The sequence below is a fragment of the Undibacterium sp. GW821-FHT11H02 genome, from assembly GCF_058808015.1.
Genome location: NZ_JBXARG010000020.1, coordinates 75203 through 97434, shown reverse-complemented (window position 1 = coordinate 97434; position 22232 = coordinate 75203). Strand labels below are relative to the sequence as shown.

Annotated in this window: 23 protein-coding genes; 10 read left to right on the top strand and 13 right to left on the bottom strand. The window is 46.2% G+C overall.

Annotated elements, in window-relative coordinates:
• Window positions 1–31 precede the first annotated feature (31 nt).
• Window positions 32–340 carry a single-stranded DNA-binding protein gene (locus AC1RR2_RS17675; protein ID WP_493223597.1) on the top strand — a complete coding sequence of 103 codons (309 nt, stop codon included), beginning with the start codon at window positions 32–34 and terminating at the stop codon, window positions 338–340.
• Window positions 341–416: 76 nt separating this feature from the next.
• On the opposite strand, the gene AC1RR2_RS17670 is transcribed toward AC1RR2_RS17675, so the two are convergent.
• The 5 genes from AC1RR2_RS17670 to AC1RR2_RS17650 form a co-directional block, all read right to left on the bottom strand.
• Window positions 417–998, bottom strand: coding sequence for an outer membrane lipoprotein (locus AC1RR2_RS17670; protein ID WP_493223596.1), 582 nt, complete (start codon window positions 996–998; stop codon window positions 417–419).
• A 180-nt stretch (window positions 999–1178) separates the two neighbouring features.
• On the bottom strand, window positions 1179–2459 hold the full coding sequence (locus AC1RR2_RS17665) for a TolC family protein (protein WP_493223595.1): 1281 nt from the start codon (window positions 2457–2459) through the stop codon (window positions 1179–1181).
• On the bottom strand, window positions 2459–2776 hold the full coding sequence (locus AC1RR2_RS17660) for a DUF3240 family protein (protein ID WP_493223594.1): 318 nt from the start codon (window positions 2774–2776) through the stop codon (window positions 2459–2461). Before AC1RR2_RS17660 ends, AC1RR2_RS17665 begins: the two co-directional genes overlap by 1 nt.
• Entirely contained in the window at window positions 2773–5880 is a 3108-nt protein-coding gene (locus AC1RR2_RS17655) for an efflux RND transporter permease subunit (RefSeq protein WP_493223593.1), read from the bottom strand. The genes AC1RR2_RS17660 and AC1RR2_RS17655 overlap by 4 nt, the downstream gene beginning before the upstream one ends.
• A complete protein-coding gene (locus AC1RR2_RS17650) occupies window positions 5880–7145 on the bottom strand; it encodes an efflux RND transporter periplasmic adaptor subunit (RefSeq protein ID WP_493223592.1) in 1266 nt (421 codons plus the stop codon). The genes AC1RR2_RS17655 and AC1RR2_RS17650 overlap by 1 nt, the downstream gene beginning before the upstream one ends.
• A gap of 154 nt (window positions 7146–7299) precedes the next feature.
• Between AC1RR2_RS17650 and AC1RR2_RS17645 the strand changes: the two genes are divergently transcribed.
• The 4 genes from AC1RR2_RS17645 (at window position 7300) to AC1RR2_RS17630 (ending at window position 10663) form a co-directional block, all read left to right on the top strand.
• On the top strand, window positions 7300–7968 hold the full coding sequence (locus AC1RR2_RS17645; RefSeq protein ID WP_493223591.1) for a response regulator: 669 nt from the start codon (window positions 7300–7302) through the stop codon (window positions 7966–7968).
• A 1-nt stretch (window position 7969) separates the two neighbouring features.
• Complete coding sequence (locus AC1RR2_RS17640; RefSeq protein ID WP_493223590.1) at window positions 7970–9364, top strand: ATP-binding protein; 1395 nt, start codon at window positions 7970–7972, stop codon at window positions 9362–9364.
• Between the two features lie 90 nt (window positions 9365–9454).
• On the top strand, window positions 9455–9916 hold the full coding sequence (locus tag AC1RR2_RS17635) for a MarR family winged helix-turn-helix transcriptional regulator (RefSeq protein WP_493223589.1): 462 nt from the start codon (window positions 9455–9457) through the stop codon (window positions 9914–9916).
• A gap of 327 nt (window positions 9917–10243) precedes the next feature.
• Complete coding sequence (locus AC1RR2_RS17630) at window positions 10244–10663, top strand: organic hydroperoxide resistance protein (RefSeq protein WP_493223588.1); 420 nt, start codon at window positions 10244–10246, stop codon at window positions 10661–10663.
• Between the two features lie 103 nt (window positions 10664–10766).
• Here AC1RR2_RS17630 and AC1RR2_RS17625 read toward each other — a convergent pair whose 3' ends face one another.
• The gene (locus AC1RR2_RS17625) at window positions 10767–11342 is read right to left on the bottom strand and encodes an outer membrane beta-barrel protein (protein WP_493223587.1); all 576 of its coding nucleotides are present in this window, start codon (window positions 11340–11342) and stop codon (window positions 10767–10769) included.
• A gap of 448 nt (window positions 11343–11790) precedes the next feature.
• On the opposite strand from AC1RR2_RS17625, the gene AC1RR2_RS17620 reads away from it, so the two are divergent.
• Both AC1RR2_RS17620 and AC1RR2_RS17615 read left to right on the top strand, forming a co-directional pair.
• The gene (locus tag AC1RR2_RS17620; RefSeq protein ID WP_493223586.1) at window positions 11791–12432 is read left to right on the top strand and encodes a methyltransferase domain-containing protein; all 642 of its coding nucleotides are present in this window, start codon (window positions 11791–11793) and stop codon (window positions 12430–12432) included.
• Window positions 12433–12480: 48 nt separating this feature from the next.
• Window positions 12481–12915, top strand: coding sequence for a hypothetical protein (locus tag AC1RR2_RS17615; protein ID WP_493223585.1), 435 nt, complete (start codon window positions 12481–12483; stop codon window positions 12913–12915).
• A gap of 23 nt (window positions 12916–12938) precedes the next feature.
• Here the strand turns inward: AC1RR2_RS17615 and AC1RR2_RS17610 are convergent, their stop codons facing one another.
• Window positions 12939–13409: a WbuC family cupin fold metalloprotein gene (locus AC1RR2_RS17610; RefSeq protein ID WP_493223584.1), complete on the bottom strand. Its 471-nt coding sequence runs from the start codon at window positions 13407–13409 to the stop codon at window positions 12939–12941.
• A gap of 65 nt (window positions 13410–13474) precedes the next feature.
• Window positions 13475–13837, bottom strand: coding sequence for a nucleotide pyrophosphohydrolase (locus tag AC1RR2_RS17605; RefSeq protein WP_493223583.1), 363 nt, complete (start codon window positions 13835–13837; stop codon window positions 13475–13477).
• Window positions 13838–14176: 339 nt separating this feature from the next.
• Between AC1RR2_RS17605 and AC1RR2_RS17600 the strand changes: the two genes are divergently transcribed.
• Window positions 14177–15121 (top strand): phasin family protein, encoded by a 945-nt coding sequence (locus AC1RR2_RS17600; RefSeq protein WP_493223582.1) that lies wholly within the window; start codon window positions 14177–14179, stop codon window positions 15119–15121.
• A 119-nt stretch (window positions 15122–15240) separates the two neighbouring features.
• Here AC1RR2_RS17600 and AC1RR2_RS17595 read toward each other — a convergent pair whose 3' ends face one another.
• The 5 genes from AC1RR2_RS17595 to AC1RR2_RS17575 all read right to left on the bottom strand — a co-directional run bounded on the left by AC1RR2_RS17595 (window position 15241) and on the right by AC1RR2_RS17575 (window position 20721).
• Window positions 15241–17496 (bottom strand): molybdopterin cofactor-binding domain-containing protein, encoded by a 2256-nt coding sequence (locus tag AC1RR2_RS17595; RefSeq protein WP_493223581.1) that lies wholly within the window; start codon window positions 17494–17496, stop codon window positions 15241–15243.
• A complete protein-coding gene (locus tag AC1RR2_RS17590) occupies window positions 17493–17972 on the bottom strand; it encodes a (2Fe-2S)-binding protein (protein ID WP_493223580.1) in 480 nt (159 codons plus the stop codon). Before AC1RR2_RS17590 ends, AC1RR2_RS17595 begins: the two co-directional genes overlap by 4 nt.
• Before the next feature lie 109 nt (window positions 17973–18081).
• Window positions 18082–18765, bottom strand: coding sequence for a hypothetical protein (locus tag AC1RR2_RS17585; RefSeq protein ID WP_493223579.1), 684 nt, complete (start codon window positions 18763–18765; stop codon window positions 18082–18084).
• Window positions 18766–18853: 88 nt separating this feature from the next.
• Complete coding sequence (locus AC1RR2_RS17580; protein ID WP_493223578.1) at window positions 18854–19621, bottom strand: class I SAM-dependent methyltransferase; 768 nt, start codon at window positions 19619–19621, stop codon at window positions 18854–18856.
• A 251-nt stretch (window positions 19622–19872) separates the two neighbouring features.
• A complete protein-coding gene (locus tag AC1RR2_RS17575) occupies window positions 19873–20721 on the bottom strand; it encodes an HDOD domain-containing protein (protein WP_493223577.1) in 849 nt (282 codons plus the stop codon).
• Between the two features lie 372 nt (window positions 20722–21093).
• Here AC1RR2_RS17575 and AC1RR2_RS17570 point away from each other — a divergent pair, with 372 nt between their 5' ends.
• A complete protein-coding gene (locus tag AC1RR2_RS17570) occupies window positions 21094–21465 on the top strand; it encodes a hypothetical protein (protein ID WP_493223576.1) in 372 nt (123 codons plus the stop codon).
• Between the two features lie 32 nt (window positions 21466–21497).
• Window positions 21498–22229, top strand: coding sequence for a flagellar brake protein (locus AC1RR2_RS17565; RefSeq protein ID WP_493223575.1), 732 nt, complete (start codon window positions 21498–21500; stop codon window positions 22227–22229).
• The last annotated feature ends 3 nt before the right edge of the window (window positions 22230–22232 follow it).

Below are 22232 nucleotides of genomic sequence, written 5' to 3'. Positions count from 1 at the left end.
CGTTTCCAATTTCGTCAACGGAACAATCAAAATGATAGATGCACTGATTGCAGGACGCCTGTATGGCATTGCAGAACAAAGAACCGGCCATGGAAACTCTCACTACGTGACTTGTAAAGTCAAAGCAATGACGGACGATGGCGATGGCATCATTTGTAACGTGATTGCTTTCAACGATGTCGTGCGTGAGACTTTGCTGAGTATGGAGGATGGTGCGAGTTTGAGTTTATCAGGTGCTTTAACACCCAAAGTCTGGACCGACAAACAAGGCAATGTGCGCCCTGCTTTGGACTTGGTGGCGCATAGCGTATTGACATTGCCGCACGCTGAGAGCAAATAAAAACGACGGCTTGAAAATCAAATCGTCGCTTTATGTTTGCTTTTATATTGGATAGCTTTTTTAGCTTAATTCCAACTTAGTCATTACTCACCAAACGACCATCGGTCAATCGCACGCGGTCACCTGAGCGCCAGTCTGGTCTATTACTTGGTTTAAAGGTGCGAGTATCGCCGTTTTCCATTTTCACGGTCACTTCATAGACAGTATGTGTATTGCGGCTTTTTTCAATTTCATTACCAGCATAACCACCGCCTACGGCTCCGGCAACGGTAGCAATTTTTCGGCCATTACCGCCACCGACTTGATTGCCGATCACACCACCTAAAACAGCACCCGCTACTGCACCAACGCCACTGCCTGACTGCGCTTTTTGTTCATAGCTACGAACCGATGTGACCACGCCACATTGTTGGCAAATCAGCTTTTCTGCATTTTTGGACGTAGAATTTTTGGCCAATTCTTTGTTGCTTGATTGGCCGGAACCATTGTTTTCAGGAAGCGTCACACTTGCCTTGGCTGAATCTGATTTCGGTTCGCCATTTGAATTTGGCAGCATTCCCGTCATCGCAGCGATGCCGACCAGACTAACGACAATCAATGAACCCGCTGCGATAGCGATCAAAGGATGTATGGATTTTTTTGTTTGAGTCATAGTCATATAGCGTTGCTCCGGGTGAATGTGATATTGATGCAAACCAGAATAGCAGGCTAAGACTTGTGCTTCTGTGCGCTTCCGTACTTAGGCGCAGTTATTTTTTCGGTTGCATATTCGGCTGCATATTCAACTGCATATTCGGCTGCACAATCGACAGCATATGACCTGCCCTCTCACATCCATCTAGTCCAGCGCCCATATCAAATGCGCATCCAAGTGCAATCGGGCATAGCTCGCTAATGCGTCAATTTGCGCTGCGTCGGCTGCCATCGCTGCGTCAAGTGCCGTCTTTCTGGCATTGATAGCATCGCCGATTGCCAATTCACCCAAGTTATAGGCAGTTTGCATCAGTTGTGCTTGCTCCTGGCTCTGTTGCCGCAGACTTTGCAGAGTCTGCCAATTGGCATAATGACGCTGATTATCGGTAATCGCCTTTTGCGCGGCCAACGTGGTTTTCATTTGCACTTGCTGTAGTTTTTCATTCGCCATTCTTGCGCGTAATTGGGCGGAGCCTCGTTCTAAGTTGCGCGCTTCGCCGGGAAAAGGCATGGAGATACTAAAACCCAAGATCTTCTCCTGACCATTGCGCTCACGACTAGAACGTATGCCAAAAGTCGGATCGGGGACCTTGTCGCCCTCCACACGAGCCGCTTGCAAACTAACATAGGCCGCTTCTGCCTGAGCTAATTCCAATTCATGATTATCATCCATGATCTTGTGCATCCAAACTTCTGCACTCATGGTGTTCAACTTAGGCTGAGGTAATTGTTTCACTTCAGGCAAAGGCAAACCCGGATAGTTCGCCTTTAATATTTGTAGTGCCAACTCCTCGCGTTGTTCCGCTTGCTGAAGTAATGAACGCAGCCGCTGTAGCTCAGTCTGTGCCGACAATTGCTCGTAACGCGCCGCATCGCCGGCTTTTACCCGTTTTTCCGCAATCGACTTAAGTTGTTCGGTCAGCTCTACTTGCTGACGTAGTAGTTGAACCGCCGCACTCTCCTTGACGGCGTCGAACCACTCTTTCATCAAGCTTCGGCTAGTCTCGTGCCATACATCTGCGTAAGCAGACTGTGCTAGCTCTATGCCTTTGGCACCTAAAGCTTTATCTTTTTCCGCTTTGCCAAACCAACGAAGCGGTCGTTCTAAACTGAACTCTTGCTCTTGAAAAGATACACCGACTTGATCGCTGCGACGGTTGAGACCGATGCGAGCAGTCCATTCGTAGTGTCCGGCTTCCAGACGTTTTTGCTGATTGCCCGCCAACTCGAGCCCCATTCTTGCTGAACGTAATTGAGGCAAGTTTTCAAAAACTTTTCTGACCTGAGATTCGCTTGGCAATACGGAAAATGCATTTTCTTGCGCCAAAGCGACATTAGCAGCAAACAACAGCGCCACACTGGCCACGATGCTAGCCGAGATACTAGCCGAGATACTAAGCGCGGTTTTCACTATAGGTTTAGTCATCAAAATCTCCCAAAGTGACTGACCGGCGTGATCCAATAGGCGACGCCACTATTTTTAATAATTCCACCTAATGCCTCCAATAATAATTGCAGATTCTGTTGCTCTCCAACGACTAAAATCAACTTGCGTTTGCAGCGACCTTGTACTTTTTCCATCGCAGAACTCAAGGCTGCACCTTGCCCCATGCCCTGAGCATCGAGCATAGAAAAACCGCTTGCCCACTGTGGATTGAGTAATAAAAAATCTGCTACTTCATCGACCAAAGTGACAGGCATTGCCAAGCTCAACATGCTGTCATAGTTAGGTAATTCATTCATATGTGGGTCTCCGTTCTGTTCGCTATAGAATTCGACTCAAGCTCAGATTTTGCGACGCCAAAACGCTGAAATAAAATAGGCAATAAGATCAAAGTCAAAACCGTGGCCGACACGAGCCCACCAATCACGACTATCGCCAAAGGACGCTGGATCTCCGACCCTGGTCCCGTCGCAAGTAAAAGAGGAATCAGACCGAATGCCGTAATACTCGCCGTCATCATCACAGGCCGAAAACGTCGTAATGCACCGACCGATACGACCTCTTCTAGGGCCACACCGCGCGCAACCAATTGATTAAAATAAGTAATCATCACCAGACCATTCAACACCGCAATACCCATCAAGGCAATGAATCCTACCGATGCGGGAACCGATAAGTATTCACCCGTCACCGCCAATGCAAACACACCACCAACCATCGCGAAAGGAATATTGACGAATACCAAAACCGACTGACGTACGCTACCCAAAGTAGCGAACAAGAGGAAAAAGATCAGCGCCAAAGCAATCGGCACCACCACACCCAAGCGCGCTGCGGCACGCTGTTGATTCTCAAATTGGCCACCCCAAGACAAGCGATATCCCTCTGGCAGTTGCACTTGTGCTGCGACTTTGGCTTTGGCTTCGTCGACAAAACCAACCAGATCACGACCGCGTACATTGGCACGCACGACCACTAGTCGCGAGGAATTTTCTCGCTCTACCTTGACAGGACCATCCACCATTTTCAAGTCCGCGATCTGACTTAGTGCGATGGAAGTACCATCTGCGATAGGCAGACGAATTTGTTGAAATAATTCTGCCGACATTTGCAAGTAGTCGCTGCCGCGCAATAACAAAGGAATGCGATGACCATCTTGAATGACGATGCCGGTTTGGCGCCCTTCAACCATCGTCCTCAAATCGTTCTGAATTTGATCTACGCTTAATCCCAATCGACCAGCGGCTTCTTGATTAATATCGACTTGCAGATACTGCACGCCAGCGTTTTTTACCGTCAGTACATCTTCGCTACCCGCGATCCCTTCTACCGTCTTGACGATTTTTTCGGCTAGTTCGCTCAACACTTGATTATTGGGCCCAAACACTTTGATCGCCAGATCGCCACGGACACCCGACAACATCTCTGAAGTACGCATTTCTATGGGCTGGGTAAAACTAAAATTCATGCCGGGAAATTCATGTGTGACTTTGCGCAGTTTGTCGACGATTGCTTCTTTATTCGCCGCCTGCCATTGTGCTTTCGGCTTTAATACCAAGAAGGTGTCGGTCTCGTTCAATCCCATGGGATCGAGCCCCAATTCATCCGAACCAGCGCGAGCGACGACGCTACTTACTTCGGGTACCTTTTCTAAAATACGGCGTTGCACTGCCATATCCAATTTGGCTGATTCTTGCAAATTAATGGAAGGCAGCTTCTCGATTTGCATAATGATGTCACCCTCATCCAGACTAGGCATAAATGATTTTCCTATAAACGGAAATATCATTGCTGTCACTAGCAAGGTAGCGGCGGAGGCTATCATCACTTTTTTTGCCTGCGCCAAAGCGAGCGTCAAAACACGTTTGTAGGCTACTTCCAATTTGCGTACTAACCAAGGTGGTTCGCCATGATGGGTTTGCATTAAAAAGGAAGCTAACACTGGAATCACCGTCAAAGACAGCAGCAAAGAGGCTGCTAAGGCAAACGTAATCGTCAATGCAACCGGTGCAAACAATTTCCCTTCTAATCCTTGTAAGGAAAGTAAAGGCAAGAAGACGATCATAATCACCAACATACCCGCTGTCACAGGCACTGCCACCTCTCGTACTGCACGATAAATAATGTGCAACTGCGAGAAGTTAGGTCTTTCCTTGTCTGCACCGTGGGCTTCGATATTTTCAACCACCACGACTGCTGCATCAACCAGCATACCGATCGCAATTGCCAAACCACCTAATGACATTAAGTTAGCAGTTAAACCAAAGCTATTCATCAGTACAAAGGTGCCGAGAGAAGCTAGAGGTAAAATGCAGGCCACCACCAGAGCAGAACGTACATTGCCAAGAAACAGGTAAAGGAGAATGACGACCAGTATCGTTGCTTCTGCTAATGCCTTAATCACTGTGTTGACGGCACGTTCGACCAGATTGCCACGATCATAAAAAGTCTTAATGCTTGTACCTTTAGGAAGGACTTTTTCTATGAGTTGCAGACGTTCATTGACCTGCGCGACAACCTTTTGCGCATTCGCACCACGCATACTCAAGATCAGGCCTTCTACCGCTTCGTTATTGCCATCTTTAGTCACCATGCCGTAACGCGTCATCTGTCCTATGCGCACATTCGCCACGTCGCCAATGCGTATTGCCTGCCCGTCACGGTGTTGTATCGCTATCGCTTTTACATCTTCCAGACTGCGTATGCTGCCATCACTACGAACTAACAGCGACTCTTCACCACTGTTTAAACGCCCGGCGCCATCGTTACGATTATTTGCCTCTAATGCTTCCTGCAACTGTTGCAAGGACACTTTGCGTGCGGCTAAAGCGACAGGATCGGGTATCACCTCGAAACTCTTGACTAAGCCACCCAGCGTATTCACATCCGCCACGCCAGCGATATTGCGTAATTGTGGGCGGATAGTCCAATCCAACAAAGTGCGCTTCTCCATCAGACTGAGTGGTCCTTCTATGGTGAACATAAAGATTTCGCCGAGAGGCGTCGTCACTGGCGCCATGCCGCCGCTGACCGACGCAGGTAAATCTTTCATCACACTACTGAGACGTTCGCCGACTTGCTGACGTGCCCAATAGACGTCAGTGCCATCCTGAAAATCCAAGGTAATATCAGCAATCGCATATTTTGATTGCGAACGTAAAATCACCTGATGCGGAATGCCTAGCAATTCTTGTTCTATAGGCGCGACGATGCGAGTTTCGACCTCCTCAGGCGTCATTCCCGGCGCCTTCATAATCAACTTCACCTGAGTGCTCGATACATCAGGAAAGGCATCAATCGGCAATTGACGAAATGCCTGAAAACCTGCGCCGATTAATACCGCAGTCAGAACCAATGCCAGCAAACGCTGCGCTAGTGAAAAAGCTATCAGACGCGCTAACATTATTTCTTCTCGCTAGTTGTATTTTCTTTCGCTTTTACGCTGACGCGGTTACTCGTCACCGCTGCTGGCGTTATCGCGGGCGCATCTTCAGCCCCCAGCCCTAGCCAAGCACCTTTAAGCGAAACGATACCTTGAGTGGCGACTTGAGCACTTCTACCCAAATTCCCTGTGACCCAAACTTTATCGGGCGAACCACTCACCACATTGACTTTTACTGCTTCAAAACCATTGCTATTACGGACGAAGACATATTGTTGATTGTCGCTACGGATCACTGCGGTGGCAGGCACACCGTAACTATCTTTGATCACTTGACTACCGAGATGCGTGGCTTCGACAAATTGATTCAAACGAATACATCCATCATGCTGCATCTCTTGTGCACGCACTAGACCACTTTGATTGCTACTATCGAGTTGCGGCGAAATTGCCATTACCTTGGCTGTACCACAATTTTTAATTTGTAATAATTCACCGACACGGATTTGCTCGAGTTGGCTACGACTAGCTAAGAAGTCTATCCAAAAGGCCGCATTGCCAGCGATTTTGGCAATTGGCATCCCAGCTTCTATTCTTTGCCCTAACTGCGGAGTTAAATCAAGCACCGTACCGCTACTCTTGGCGACTATCGTTAGATTGGGCGACAGGGATCTGGTTCTTAACATGTTTTTTAAGCTGGCATCAGAAATACCCGCAGCGCGTAAAGTCTGTTGGCGCTCACTCATCGCGACCTCAGCGTGGACGGCTTGCGCGCGACTATCTTGCACCCGACTTTGGGCAATAATGCCCTCCTTGAAAAGTGCGTCATCTCTCGCTAACTTTTCTTGTGCCAACTGATGCTGTGTCGCCAACTGCAAATATTCTCTTTGCATTTCAAGCAGTTGCGGACTGAACAAAGTGAGGATTGAGGTGCCCGCTTTGACATTTTGTAATGGATTAACGTGTATGGCCTGTACCGTACCTGTTACGAATGCACTCAACAATTGGGTAGCAGCAGGCGAGCTCACCACCGTGCCAGATAAACGCAGCCCTTTGTCAGATAAAACTCCGGTCGTCGCGCTGACATTAGTCGCTTGAGGGCCTGTGCTAGCACCCGAGAAAACCGCTGCTTCTGTTCTAATACCTGAGCGGGCAATCTGTTGCGCAGTCATAGAAATTTGCGCCTCGATTTGCGCCTGAGCGGGATAGCTCATAGCGATCATACTGATAGATGTGACAAGAAAAATTTTCTTGATTTGTTGTCGAATGCTTGAATGTGTAGACATGGTAGGCTAGTAATTAAGCTAATTAAAAAGAGGAATGAGTTCATCTTAAAGCGAAGTTCTTAAGGACTTCTTAACAAGTCCCCCTTAAAATAAGAATTTGGTGCAGAGCAAGCACGTTGTGGATGTCATACCAAGACCAAGCCGGAGAACCATATTGCGCATACTATTAATTGAAGATGATCCACAGCTAGGCCGCGCCACACAACTTGGTCTCGATCAGGCGGGTTATGCTATCGATTGGGTACAAACTGCAGAAGCTGCACTTACTTCCATCCAGCTGCATAACTATCAATGTCTGTTATTAGATCTAGGTCTGCCACAGAAGGATGGCATGAGCTTACTGCGCCAATTGCGAGCCTCTGGATTTACTGAATCGATACTCATCGTCACCGCGCGCGATCAGGTTAAAGACAAAGTTACTGGACTCGATGCGGGTGCAGATGATTTCATCATCAAGCCATTTGACTTAGATGAATTGGCCGCTCGTATACGCTCAGTCAGGCGCCGCTTGGCAGGACGCAGCAATGAATTATTGACACATAAAGCGATCACTTTAAATGCCGCGGCGCGGCAAGTCAGCTTACACGGTGAATCCATCAGTTTAACCAGCCGGGAATTCAATATTTTGCATTTTCTATTAGAGCATCTGGGACAGATCGTCAGCAAAGATCAGCTTGAACAAGCGCTATACAGCTGGGGCGATGAAATAGAAAGCAATACTATACAAGTGCACATTCACCATCTCAGAAAGAAATTGGGTAAAGATCTAATCCGTACCTTACATGCGGTTGGTTATGTCATTGATAAAGAAAATCAGAGTTGAAATGGCTATTACGAAAACCAAGATCATGAATAAAACAATACCGCAACGCTGGTCGTTAAGACGCACTTTAATCGCCATGCTGTTAACTATCACGCTCTCAGTTTGGGGATTTAGCGGTATCGTGGTCTACATCGAGGCGGATCAGGAAAGTAAGGAATTATTCGATCAGTCTTTGGCAGAAACAGCGCATCTTTTATTGACGTTAGCGGATCACGAAGTGAGCGACAAACCGACACTAGAGCATCCCTTGAGTGAAGCAAATGTAGAAAAGCATAATCAATATTTATTACTACAAATTTGGGATCTCAGCGGTAAACTCATGTACAAAAATCAGGCGGCACCTATGTCGGCTATATCGACGGAGCGGCATTCCGGTTTCGGCTGGACACAATTAAATGATCAACCTTGGCGTACCTATTCAATCTGGAATAGCTCGCACCAATTACAAATACAAGTTGCAGAACCAACCAGCCACCGCAAAGACATTAGTAGTCGCTTCGCTTACAAATTACTGTTGTTCACATTACTGGTATTACCCTTGATGACAGCGGGTATCTGGTGGACGATTAATCGCCTTTTTCGTACCTTACAAGATTCAGCTGATCAGGTTGCTAAACGAACGCCAAACGACTTAGGCAAAGTTGATCTGGCTGGAGCACCAACGGAATTACATTCACTACTCACCGCCATCAATCATTTGTTCGAACGCGTGAGCCATGCCATGGATCAGGAACAGCGATTCACCGCCAACGCTTCACACGAATTGCGCACTCCACTAGCGGCCATCAAAGCAAATTTGCAAGTCATACAAAGAGCGCGCAATGATGCTGAACGACAAGAGGCGGCGGACGGCCTCCTCATCAGCGTAGATCGCGCCACTCGCTTGGTGGAGCAACTAATGACCTTGTCACGACTCGACCCTCAACATGGTCTTGATCCCGCATTACGTCGTCTCAATTTACAAGAGTGTCTGCAAAAGCAAATCACAGAATGGCGGCAAATTGCAAGTAGAACCGGATTAAATTTTCACACGCAATTCGAGTCAGCGAGCTGCATGATCAACCCAGACAGCCTGCAGATTTTGACACGTAACTTGATCGATAATGCGGTGCGTTATACGCCGGTTGGCGGTGAAATTTTACTCAGTTGTGGCACCAATGATGGTCGTGCATTTTTACAGATCAGCGACACCGGACCGGGGATTCCAAGCGAGCTGTACTGTAAAGTTTTTGAGCGTTTCTTTCGCCTGCCAAATTCCAATGCATCGGGCAGCGGTCTGGGCTTATCAATCGTCAAAAATATAGCCACTCAACATGGCGCAGAACTGGAATTGGGGATTGGTCTGCAAGAACGTGGTTTAAGTGTAACACTACGGTTTCCGCCTATTTCTGAATAGGCATTTGTTTTGGCTTAGTTCACTTTGGGACAAGGATTGATTAAGCACGGAAGAAGTCTGATAATGCGAGAACGAATTGCGGTACACCATATGAAATCAAAAAAATCCCTCGCGTCAGATTATCTTGCACTAGAAAACCAATTTTGTTTTGCTTTGTACTCAACTTCACTGGCAATGACAAAAACTTACAAACCGCTGCTCGACCAGCTTGGTTTGACCTATCCGCAATATCTGGTGATGCTAGTTCTTTGGAAACAAGACAAGTTACTCGTCAAAGAAATTGGTGAGTTATTGTTCTTAGACTCAGGCACACTGACGCCACTCTTAAAAAGGCTGGAAAGCGCGTCTCTCTTGAAACGGGAAAGGGACAGCGAAGATGAACGCCAAGTTAGAATCACACTCACTGCGAGTGGACAAGCGCTGCGCAAAACAGCAGAAGAAATCCCAGCAAAAATCCTTTGTGCCAGCGGCCTCAGCACCAGCAATTTAAGCCAACTTCGTAGCGAATTGCAACAATTGCGTAATGAATTAAACCGGCATTTAGACGAATGAGCCGACTGTAATTTTGTAAGAATAGGCTTTAAGTACTGCTTTTATCGCATAGGCAAAGAACCAACGCAAGGCATACTTTGCACGTCATCTAGGCATCATAACTACTCATTTTCAGAATGGTGCGTGTGGCGCACTCCATCTTTTGCTAGCGTATCAATGAATTCTATTAAGGCGATAGAAACAATTTTTTAAAATTAGATTGCACACAATTTAATTGCACGATATCATTCTATCTAAGCTACAGACGCGATTAAAGAAGATGATGCAATTTAGGCTTCAAGCGAAATAGCATCAAAAATCATTTTTACTATTTATCAGGAGTTTATTATGCAAATACTTTACACAGCACGTGCCACTGCAACTGGCGGCCGCGATGGTCGCGCCGTCTCTGACGATCAACGTTTGAGCCTTAGCCTTAGTACGCCAAAAGAATTGGGTGGACCGGGTGGTGAAGGTAGTAACCCAGAACAGTTATTCGCTGCTGGTTACTCTGCTTGTTTTATCGGGGCATTGAAATTTGTCGCGGCGGCAACCAAGCAAAGCTTGCCTGCAGACACTAGCATCACGGGTGAAGTTGGGATAGGCCCCAATGGACAAGGTGGATTTGGCTTGCAAGTTGCTTTGAATATTTCCTTACCAGGAATTGAGCACAGCGCTGCCGAAGCCCTAATCGCAAAGGCGCATGAAGTTTGCCCGTATTCCAATGCGACACGGGGCAACATCGACGTGCAATTAAATTTAGTGTGAGCAGCGAAGCGACTGACGAAAAAAAGACACGCAATCTATGGCATAGGATTGCGTGTCTAACCGGTAAGACCTATTTAGGAAAACCTAACTCATCGTAGATTGATCAGAAGCTATACTGCACACCGACTGAGAAGTTGTTGACTGTTTCTTTATCATTGCCCAGCTTAGCACGACGAGATTCGAATTCACCGCGCAATGCGATTTCTTTAGATATTTTATAAGTTACACCCAAGCCAAATACTGGCTGCGTTGATGTCGTATCTTGTGAAAAGCTCGCTAAGCCAGGAACCACAGAGTTTGCGTCCGCTTTGACACGCGCCACGCCTAACTTCGCAAATCCACCGAACTCTTCAGTGAAGTCGTGTTTAGCAACACCAGCGATTTCAAAGCCATTGCCTTTAACTTCGGCGCTTGCAGTGGTTTGTCCAACACTCGCTGTTGCAGAAATTTTTCCTAAAGAGAAATAACTCGCTTCTACTGCAAAATTTTTGTCGATGTTATAGCCACCAAATACTTTATAACCTGTGGAGCTAGTATCGCACTTCGTCGTAGCTTTGCAGTCATCGTTCCATTTAGACTGGCCAACCGTCGCACCTACATACACTTGTGCAGATGCGCTAGCGCCTATCATCAAACCAGCAACTGCTAAAATCGATACCAACAAATTTTTCTTCAACATAATGACCTCAATAAAATAAAATTCTTGAAATTTGAAAACGTCTAAAGAACGCGACGCAGCAGTCAAGTCTAGCTTGCGTCTTGTGTTTGAACCTCAGCTTGTTAATACTGGTTGGAACAACATGGAGCGAAGACTACGGCACGAATCGGTATCGGACAAAAAGCTTCTGGCAAGTCTTTTTAGATACCCTAAGTGGTATTACTGACCAGTACCTTAGAAGAATCCGGCAGCTTCGGTCAACCGATGGAACTTTTCTTATACCTCCAACAATATACCTTCACACTTCTCAGCATTTGTCTATGAAAAATGAGAGTAATCAATAGCAAATAGTTTCAAGATTAGAGCGCTTCGTGTACTATTTTTGTTAGCCCCGACCGCGAGCTGGCAAGATTGAAATTTGACTGCAGCGGTCAAACTGAACAAATAGCTATCTCCATTGAGGTTCCTTATGCATGAAGCGAGTAAAGCACTGTCCCGTCGTTTACATGACAACCGATTTAGTACACGTTATTTTGTGGGTAACGGCATCGATATAGGCTGTGGGCCAGATCCTATCAGCCAATATGCGGAACTATTTCCCTTAATGCGCCAAGTCAAAAATTGGGATATGCCCGATGGTGATGCCCAGTACCTCGCCAGTGTGAAAGATGCCAGCCTTGATTTTGTGCATTCCAGCCATTGCCTCGAACATATGCAAGATCCCAAAGTCGCTTTGCAACATTGGTTGCGAGTACTGAAACCCAATGGCCATATGGTGATTACCATCCCCGATGAAGACTTGTATGAACAGGGAATTTTCCCTTCCAGCTTTAATAGTGACCACAAATGGACTTTTACCTTGCACAAGCAAAAAAGCTGGTCGTCCAAATCGATCAATCTATTTGAATTACTCGCCGAATTCACTGATCAGGTTCAGTTACTAAAACTGGAATTACTCGACGCCAATTATCGTTATCGTTTGGGCCGCTTTGATCAAACTTTAACGCCGGTGGCAGAAGCAGGTATAGAATGTGTTTTGCGCAAGCTCAGCGAACCAGAGAAAATCGCAATGGGTCGTTATACAAAATCGCCACAAAAACTGGCGCCATAAATTCAAACCAAAAGCTCAACTTTTTTCACTTTCCTCTTCAATCTCAGCATGAAAATCCACGGCGATTGGGAAATTACAGTCATACGCCAAATTCTGGTGCGCAGCACTGCGGGTATCTTCAATGAAGAAGGCACTTTAGCGGTATTTAAGGAAACTCAGGAAAAAGCGCCCTTAGATGCACCTTGGGCGGGTTTGACTAATGCGGAAAATTGGGAAATGTCGGGCGCCAGCAGCTTACAGATGATACGCACTATGCGTGTCTGGGCATTTGAGAACAACTGCGCTTGCCTTGCCTTGGTGCTACCTAACAAACTTAAACAAAAAATTCATCAGCAGCAAACCGGCGCCTTTGCCGATCCGCGCGTCGCTTATTTTTCAGAATTAGCTGAGGCTTGTGTCTGGCTTAGCGAGCGGGGATTTCCTATCACTGAAGCGGAATATCCACATCGTGCCTTTATAGAACGCACCCGACCTATAACTTAGTTATGACTTCTGGCATCTGATATTCAGTCAAATTGTTGCTGCATAAAGTCCAGATAGGCTGCACAGCGTGCGTCGCCTTCATGCGGCGCCCATGAACCTCTTTCGGCATCACTGATCGCCACATAAGGACCCGCTTTTGCTTCGAAAAAAACTGAACCGGTTTGCAAAGCCACCATGCTATGGAACACGCCTGCTGGTATCGTCACGCCAAAATTCTCAGTGCCCGGTGCCAAGCGTACTTTTTGCAAAATCTCTCCATTCGCATTAAAAATCAATAAGCCTATACAGCCAGCCAAAACGATCAAGCTTTCTTCCTTTTCTGGTGCAACGTGGCAATGTGGCTGCACATAGGTACCAGGCTCCAAAGCATTCAAGAGGCGATGACACTGCGCCTCATTGTTCGCATGAAAATTCAAATTTTTACGCAGACGTGGGCTAACTCTCGCTTGTGCGGATAGGTCTTGTAACGTGTTTTGGCTGATCAGTTGTATCATTTATCTGTCCTATTGTTCGTTTTTTTCGGGTTTTTCTTGCGCTGTTTCTAGCTCGCCCTATTCTTTTATTTTAGTTGGGTATATTTTTTGATGCTGCCACGCGCCTGATCGACCGGATACTTTTGCGCATTCAAAATGATTTTTTCTTGTGCCGCTGCGATCAGATCGACATTCAGACGATCCGCCAGCATCACCAGATAATTTAAGACATCAGCCATTTCGTGGCGTATCGCTGTTTGTGTTGCCTCATTCAACTCGGCTAGTTCACCATTGTTCAACCATTGAAAAGGCTCTAACAGTTCGGCGGCTTCAACAGCCAAAGCACTGGCCAGATTCTTAGGCGTATGAAATTGTTGCCATTCACGCTCGGCGACAAAGGCGCGCAATTGCTCACGCAAGTGATGTAAATCTGGTTGTAAATCGGGCATAGGAAACACCAAGAGGAAAGAAAAGCTGAATTTTACGTTGATTTGCGGCTAGGTGATGTGGTCAATCCGACGAAAGATAGGCGTCGCCAGGGTCTTTTCGGCGAGTCCTGACGCAAAGCAGCAAAAATAATCAACAAATCTCGCTATTTCCTTATTCTCAGCTTACAATTTGCTATGTTGCGATGCCGCATATTCGGGTAAATTGGTTTTCGACTTGAACGCTGTCTTTGCATCATTTGGCCTATGTCACCAGTTTTAGACTTAGCTCAATGCCCTCCTTAAAACTTGTTTCATACTTACTCAACACCTATTTCGTTCTTATTGATGATGGAGGAAACCATGATTTTCGTAGCAAATCAGTTGTTTAACACTCATCCACAGACTATTGAGCAGCAATTCGCAGCTTGCAGTGGCCTTAGCCAATCCATCAGCGAAGAATTTGACCGCAGCGCTGAGTTGCAAGCGCAAACCGTACAACTTGCCTGCGAGAGTTGGGGACAGTTCTACAGCAGCCTGTGGCAAGTCAAAGACCCTCAAGAATTTTTTATGCTGTTATCGGCGCAATTACATGCCAGTGCAGAACAGACACAACACTATTGGCACGCCGCTCACAGTTTGACTCAGCAAATTCATGAAAAAATGTTTGCCTTAGAACAGACTTTATCGCCTATGATAAAGGAGAGTCTGATCGATATTACGCCCGCAGCGGAATTGAAAACAATAAACCTGGAAAAAAAGATTCCAGGTAAGACTGTGAATAGACCCGTGAAAGCAACACTGGTCAAGGCCGTCACAGTACCCGTAAAAAGTGCTAACAAACAAGAAGTGGAAAGCACGATCGCTGCAACTGAAGTTAAAACTAAGAGTAAAGCAAAAACAGAGACTAAGTCATTGCAAACAAAGCCAATGATGACTCCAGATGCATCGCTAACGCCAACAGACACGGTAAAAGTTAAGCGTAGTAAAACATCAACACCAGCAATCAAAACGGTAGAAGCAGAAGTAGCAGCCGTAACGGCCACAACGATTCCGACAAAACCACCGAGCAAGGTCAGACAAGTGAAAAAAACAGAACCCGCCGAGACAATAAACGACGCCGTAGTAAGCGACGCAACAATAAGCGACACAACAATCAGCGATACCACCACAGCAAAAAAATCTGCGGTAGTCGGCTTACCAACTAAACCAGCAGCCAAACCTGGCTTCCCTGGCGTTGCAGGTCAACCTGGTTACAAAGCAAAAAGTAGTAAAGCGACGGGCGCGAAGAAGCGCGTACGTCAATAAAACCCTGTCAGCTTTTTTTTAGAACAGCAGGAAAAAGACCCGCCAAATTCACTCAGAAATTGGCGGGTCTTTTAGTTTGAACTTGCTTAGCTTCGATCAAAACTCTAATCTAGAGTCACTCATGACCAACGCAAATCATTGCGCGACAAAGGCAATTGCCGTACGCGTTTTCCAGTCGCCGCAAAAATAGCATTACAGACTGCCGGTGCTAAAGGTGGAAATGCAGGTTCCCCCAAACCGGTGACCGGATAGTCGCTCTTCAAGAAATGCACATCAATCTTGGTAGGAGAATCGGGCATACGTAACAAACCATATTCATTGAAATTGCTCTGTACTACTCGACCGCGTTGGATATCTAACTCAGGGAACATTAAGGTACTGATGCCATCAATCACGGAGCCTTGCACCTGATTTTCAGCACCGCTCAAATTAACAATCTGCGAGCCGATATCGGTCACAACCACCACACGATCCACCTTCAGTTGCCCGTCTTTCGATACTGTCACTTCGGCAACTTCGGCTATGTAACCGCGATGACTAAAATGAAAAGCGATGCCTTGCCCCTGACCGCGTGGGAATTTACGTTTACCCCAACCGGACTTCTCTGCGACTTCTTTTAATACCTTGCGCATACGACCAACGTTATACGGCTGTCCACGCTCGCCTGTGCCTTGCATCATGTCTTTATCGCCCAGAATTTCTAACCGGAACTCTAAAGGATCGCGATTTGCGGCATGTGCTAACTCATCGATAAAGCTATGAAAAACCCAGGCAAACACATTGCTGCCTGGCGCACGCCACGGCCCCATAGGAATACCGCATTCCATCGGCGTTTGTTCCAGCAAACAATTTTCTACCCAACGCCCTGGAAACTCTTCACCCGATAAACTAGCACCGCTTCCGGGTTGCAATACACTCTTACCGTCTCGCATCACGCGATTCGCAAAAGTCACGAAATGATTGTGCCAGGCAGTCAACTTTCCTTTAGCATCCACGCCACCACGCAAGAAATGAAAGCCCCCAGCACGATAATGGTCGTGACGCATATCGTCCTCACGCGACCAAGTCAGTTTCACTGGTGCTTTGACTTTCATCGCAATTGCGGCAGCCTCAATCACATAATCTGCACTTAAGCGGCGACCAAAACCACCACCACTGCGCGTCATATGCAGCGTAATTTTCTCTTTAGGTATTTTCAGAATATTGGTGACGATGGCCTGCCCCGCCGCTGGATTTTGCGTTGGCACCCAAAGCTCTAAACTCCCATCCTCCGGTTTATACCAAGCCGTACAGTTCTGAGGTTCTATGCTGGCGTGAGAAATAAATGGGTAGCTGTAACTCGCCTCAACAGTCTTGGCTGCTTTCGCCAAAGCAGCATTAACGTCACCATCTTTACGCAAACCGATGGCTCCCGTTTGCTTGGATAAAGCTTGCGCTTTCGCTGAGAAATCATCCCAACTTTCATTCACGACCTGGCCTTCATCCCACACTACTTTTAACTGCTTACGTGCGCTAAAACTAGCCCAGGTTGACTCCGCGATAATCGCGACGCCGGGCATTAAGCCATTGAGGTTATCTGTGCCTTCAATGATAAAAGCATCGCGTACGCCTGGCAGTGCCTTAATCGCGTCCAGATTGGCGCTAATTACTTTACCGCCAAAGGCTGGTGATTTTTCGTACACGGCATACAGCATGCCCGGCACTTTGACGTCGATACCGAACAAAGGCTTACCTGTCATCAAAGCCGCGTTATCCACACCGCCTATGCGACTACCAATTAATTTATATTGAGCAGGATCTTTCAACTTCACCGTCTTCACATCCGGCACTGGCAAGCTGGCGGCTTTTGCCACCAGGCTAGCGTAAGTTAATTGGCGTTTGCTGGCTTTGTGAATGACTTTACTCTTTTCAGCCTGACATTCAGCTGCAGCTACATTCCAGGTCTGCGCGGCGGCCTCAATCAACATCGTACGCGCCACAGCACCTAGTCTTAAAAACTCCTCGTAATTGAGTGGGGTCGACAAAGAACCACCTGCAAATTGCCCACCGTAAGCGGGGTTCAAATCGCCTTGTATGATCTTGACGTCCTTCCAGTTGACTTCCAATTCTTCCGCGATCACCATAGGTAAAGAAGTCTTAATCCCTTGTCCGATTTCTGGCTGCTTAGAAATCAAAGTGACTGTGCCATCGCTGCTAATTTTGATCAATGCGCTAGGGGTAAAAGCAGCGCCTTCGGTGGGCTTGCTTACCTGTTGCTCTGCATTCGCCACATCACTCCAGAAACTCCCCAAAACTAATGCGCTAGCACCCGCGGCACTATGTTGCAGGAATTCTCGACGCGATGGTTTTTCTAAGGACAAATTGGTGGTTTTCATTTTTTACCTTTCTGAGCACGGGCGATTTCAGCAGCACGATGAATGCCGGCACGAATACGCATATAAGTCGCGCAGCGGCATAAGTTGCCGCCCATCGCCGCATCGATATCAGCATCACTGGGGTTAGGATTATCCTTTAGCAGCGCGGCAGCACTCATCACTTGCCCAGCCTGACAATAACCACATTGCGGGACGTCGAGTTCTTGCCAAGCCTGTTGTAAAGGATGTGCCGCTTTAGGATCAATCCCTTCTATGGTCGTTACTTTTTGCCGACCTACACTTGATACCGGCGTCATACAAGAGCGTGTCGGCACACCGTTAATCTGCACCATACACGCACCGCATTGACCGACCCCACAACCATATTTAGTGCCGACCAAATCCAGGGAATCACGCAACGCCCATAAAAGTGGGGTATCGGGTACCAGATCAACGGACTTGGTCTGTCCATTCACATTCAACATATATTTACTCATTTTTCACACCTTTTTCTTGAACTGCATTGTGGTCTGCTCTTACTTTATTTTTACGAAAATGTTGACTTGAGTGCGGCTGAACTCAGGGACTTGATAGTCTTGCTGTTGGCTATCGACAAGCACCCGCCGTCCAGTCTTTTTCCAGATCACGCTTTTGTTGATTTAACTGCTGTAAAGTCTGTACATCAGCACCTGCACGTATCGTGTTGTTCACGATCTCTAATTGCATTTTGATATTTTGACAGGGCAATTTACGCTTAGGCGCCGGAGCTTCCTGTTCCGCTGGAGCGACGCGGCTCGCTTCCGCTTTTTCGGCGTTTTGAATGCGCTTCTCCAATGCCTTGGCAGCACTTAGCAATTCGGCGTCTGACATAGATTCGGGGCCACGCGTAAGCATTCGCGACTCCATACAGCGTTTTTCAATCGAAGCCCGAATCTGCGGCGTATCGCCCCGTGTTGCATAGACTTCGTCAACCAAGCGCTGCTGCGCGAAGCTATCTGCCTTTGCCATGACATCTTCTTTGGCCGCACCACCCTGCCGCATCCAGATAATTTTTTTTGCATCTTCACTGCGCTTGGCGCACACAGGATCAACTACAGTTTTAGTCTCAGCGTCGGGCGTCGTGCTTCTTTGCGTTCCTATCACTTTACCTGTCTGCCCATTGGCACAAGGTTTGTCTTGATAATTACTACCACAGCGATACATGGTTTGTGCATCAGCCACCTCTGGTAAAAATGCCTGCGCCAAAGAGAAGCACATTGCGCTACTGACCAAAATAGAAATTAACTTCATTGTGTCTGATCTTTACAAAAATAAATAAAGCCCAATGAATCATTGAACTCATTGGGCTTTAGAACTAGCATTAAAACTTCACCATATCTCAAGGTTTGACAAATTTCAATGTCATACGATCACTCTCACCGATCGCCAGATATTTTTCTTTATCTTTGTCTTTGTTGGCCAATACAGGTGGCAATGCCCACACCCCTTTTTCATGATCGGCTTTATCTTTGGGATTGGCGTTCACTTCAGAACTGCCTACTAACTTAAAACCTACGCTCTCAGCCAATTGCACTACAAATGCTTCGTGCACATATCCACTACTGGCTTTTTCATCTTGTTTCATCGCTGCGGGCAAACGGTGTTCTACTACACCAAACACACCACCTGGTTTCAAGGCATCAAAAGCACTTTGAAACACTTGTTTAGCCGCAGCCGGATTAACGCCTATCCAATTATGAACATTGCGAAATGTCAGTACCATATCGACCGAATTTTTCGCCGCGTAGTCAATTTTTTTTGCGGGATCAAATTCACCGATCGTCACTTTATCGTACATTGCTGGCGTCGCTGCAATCTTGTCTTTCAAGCTTTTACCGGCACCTGCCAAAATCAATTTACCTTGATTGCGCAGGTACGGTGCCAAAATTTCGGTGTACCAACCACCACCTGGCGCCAATTCGACCACCGTCATCGTTGGTTTGATACCAAAGATTTTCAAAGTCGCATAAGGGTGACGCGCATCATCACGTACTACATTCGCAGGTGTGCGCTGAGTACTCGCGATGGCGGCTTTTAGTGCGTCATCAGCAATAGCGGTTTGAGTAATACCAGCAGCGATCATCAACGCCAACAAAAGTTTTTTCATAAGTGCTCCATTCTTGGAAAAGCAATACGACAAAAAAATGATCTAGGTGCACATTAAATGCAGATACCCCAGATACTTCAGGTACAAGCTCGGAAATTCTCTTAAATGCCGAGCCATACGACTACCGTGACTAAGAACATTTAAATTCAACTAAGTTCATTGAGTTCCAGAATACCCTTAAATTTATTCAGGAATAGTTTTCTTATGCAAGTATGCTAGGGCCTCAAACGATTAGTCTCAAATTTTTACGCTCAGGCTATTACTTTCAGAATTTGCGCAACCTCATGTCGGGTCTCGCTCAATAAAATCTCAGTTTCTTTCTTATCCAATCCCAAATTTCTTAAAGGAACCGGAAATTCTTCTAGCTCATCGAGCGATTGTTTAACGAAGCTGGCGTCAAGAAAATCGGCGGCGGCAACCACATCCGTCAAAGTTGGGCGACTATGCTCAGGCAAATCAGTACGTTTTCTATCCATCACGGCCGAGCGAATATCATCCGACACCTCCCAACTTTCTAAAATCGCAGCACCAATATCGGAATGCCATTGATCGACTAAATCCCATAAAGCAGCATCAGAACTAAACAACCCTTGATACTGATGGGCACGACTTAAGATATAAAATTTTCCGATGTCATGTAAAAGACCAGCGACCATGGCCTTATCGGCGCTCAACTTAGTACGATTTTTAGCAATCACAAAAGATAGCGCTGCAACCCGCATGCTACGCGTCCATAAGCCTTCCATCTGTTCTGACTTTACAGCGTGCTCTTGTTGGTCTTTGAGCTGTTTCATTCCCACAGAAATAGCGATATTACGCACCACACCAAATCCCAATAAACTCACTGCCAGTTTCAATTCTTCAATTTTCTTAGAGCTCCGATTAAACATGGGCGTGTTTGACAACATCAATATTTGTGCTGACAACACCGGTTCGGTGCTAATGATTCTGGCGACTTGATCAACAGGCATATCAGGATCGTCCAATACCTGACGGATTTTCATCGTCGCTTTCAAGGAGGTGGGGAAAACTAAATTGCGGGAAGATAATTCCGCGGTCAAACCTTTAATAAACTCGAACTCTGATTCTCTTTGATTCATTTGGAATGATTAAAATTAACTCAATTAATAAGAATATGCATTATGGTTTTACTTGCAAAGCACTTGCGACTTTCCTGATTAGAACCTATTTTGCTAAGACATGCTACTAAATATCGAGGCCAAATTGTCAACGATCACGAATGATTTTGGGTCATTTTGCAGTTTATATGTTCACTCGCGATGCTGAAACAAATGTGATATCAAATATCAACACACTGAGAAAATCTCTGTCTAAGCGAAGAAATTCTTGGCTATCAATTAATTTGCCACATAGCTGGCTGTCAAATTAAATGAAATACCAATTAATAATTGGGGTAAAAGAAACTTTCTGGTAATCTAATAACAAGCATAATAGTGAATGAGAGGTGACGTATGTTTACCGAAGATGATTTTTTCGCAATCAGCAAATTTCTAAAGCTGGGTGTAAAGATATCCTTAAAAAATCCCATGGGACAGCGCCCGGTATTTGCGACCAATTTTCCCAATCCCAAAGGCGGACAGGTACAAATTGAAACCACGAATATTTATGACATAGAAAGAAAACTAAGAGTCTTACTCGCCAGCGATATTCCAGTTAAGACCAAACTAACTCCATTCAATTACCTAGGTACCAATTTTGAAGGTGTGCTTTATTGCACTAAGGGTACCAACGACTATGTTGTGCAAGAGACCAGAAATCTTTTTGGATCACCATCGAATGCAGTGATTCGCAGCGCAGAACATTTTATCCAATTGCTGGAATAAGCCGATTTCCATTTATCAGTTGAAAGAAATACATGACCGCCTCGTTGAGTAACGAAGAAATCGAGGATAAATACTTCCTACTAAGTCAGGTCGAAATTTTAAGCGTCCTGAACGAACTTGCCCACAGACGTGAACCCGTCTCCGTCTATTTCAATGCTGGACAACATTTCATATTGACCGTACTTTTGTCGGCCAGACCCGACGGCTTGGTGTTTGACTTGGGCGGCGACGAAAAAGCCAATCGCATACTTGCCAAATCGCAGCAATGCGTATTTATGGGGTTTCCCGACGGCGTCAAAATACAGTTCACTGGTCTTAATCCAGAACGCTTTATGTGGGGCGACCAAGAGGCGTTTTGGGTGCCTATTCCAGAGCGCATCGTACGTCTGCAACGCCGTGACAGCTATCGTATTTTGCTGCCTATCGTCAAAACACCGCATGCTAAATTGTATGATGACGATGCAAAAGTCATAGGTAACTGGGCCATGCACGACTTAAGCGTCGCGGGCTTTGGAATTTTCACCGAAGGCGAACCGCCATTTAAAGTAGGGGATCACATTCCACAAGTGACGATAGATCTCGCCGCGAAATCACCTTTATTTTGCCCAGTAATCGTCAGACACATTACTTTTATTGAACGCACGCGCCTAGGAAAATATCAAGTTGGATTTAATTTTGTGAATCTGCCACATGCCATGGATATCACGATACAAAAAACCATATTGAACATTGAATACGAACGACACAAGTTGTTACGCAAATAAACG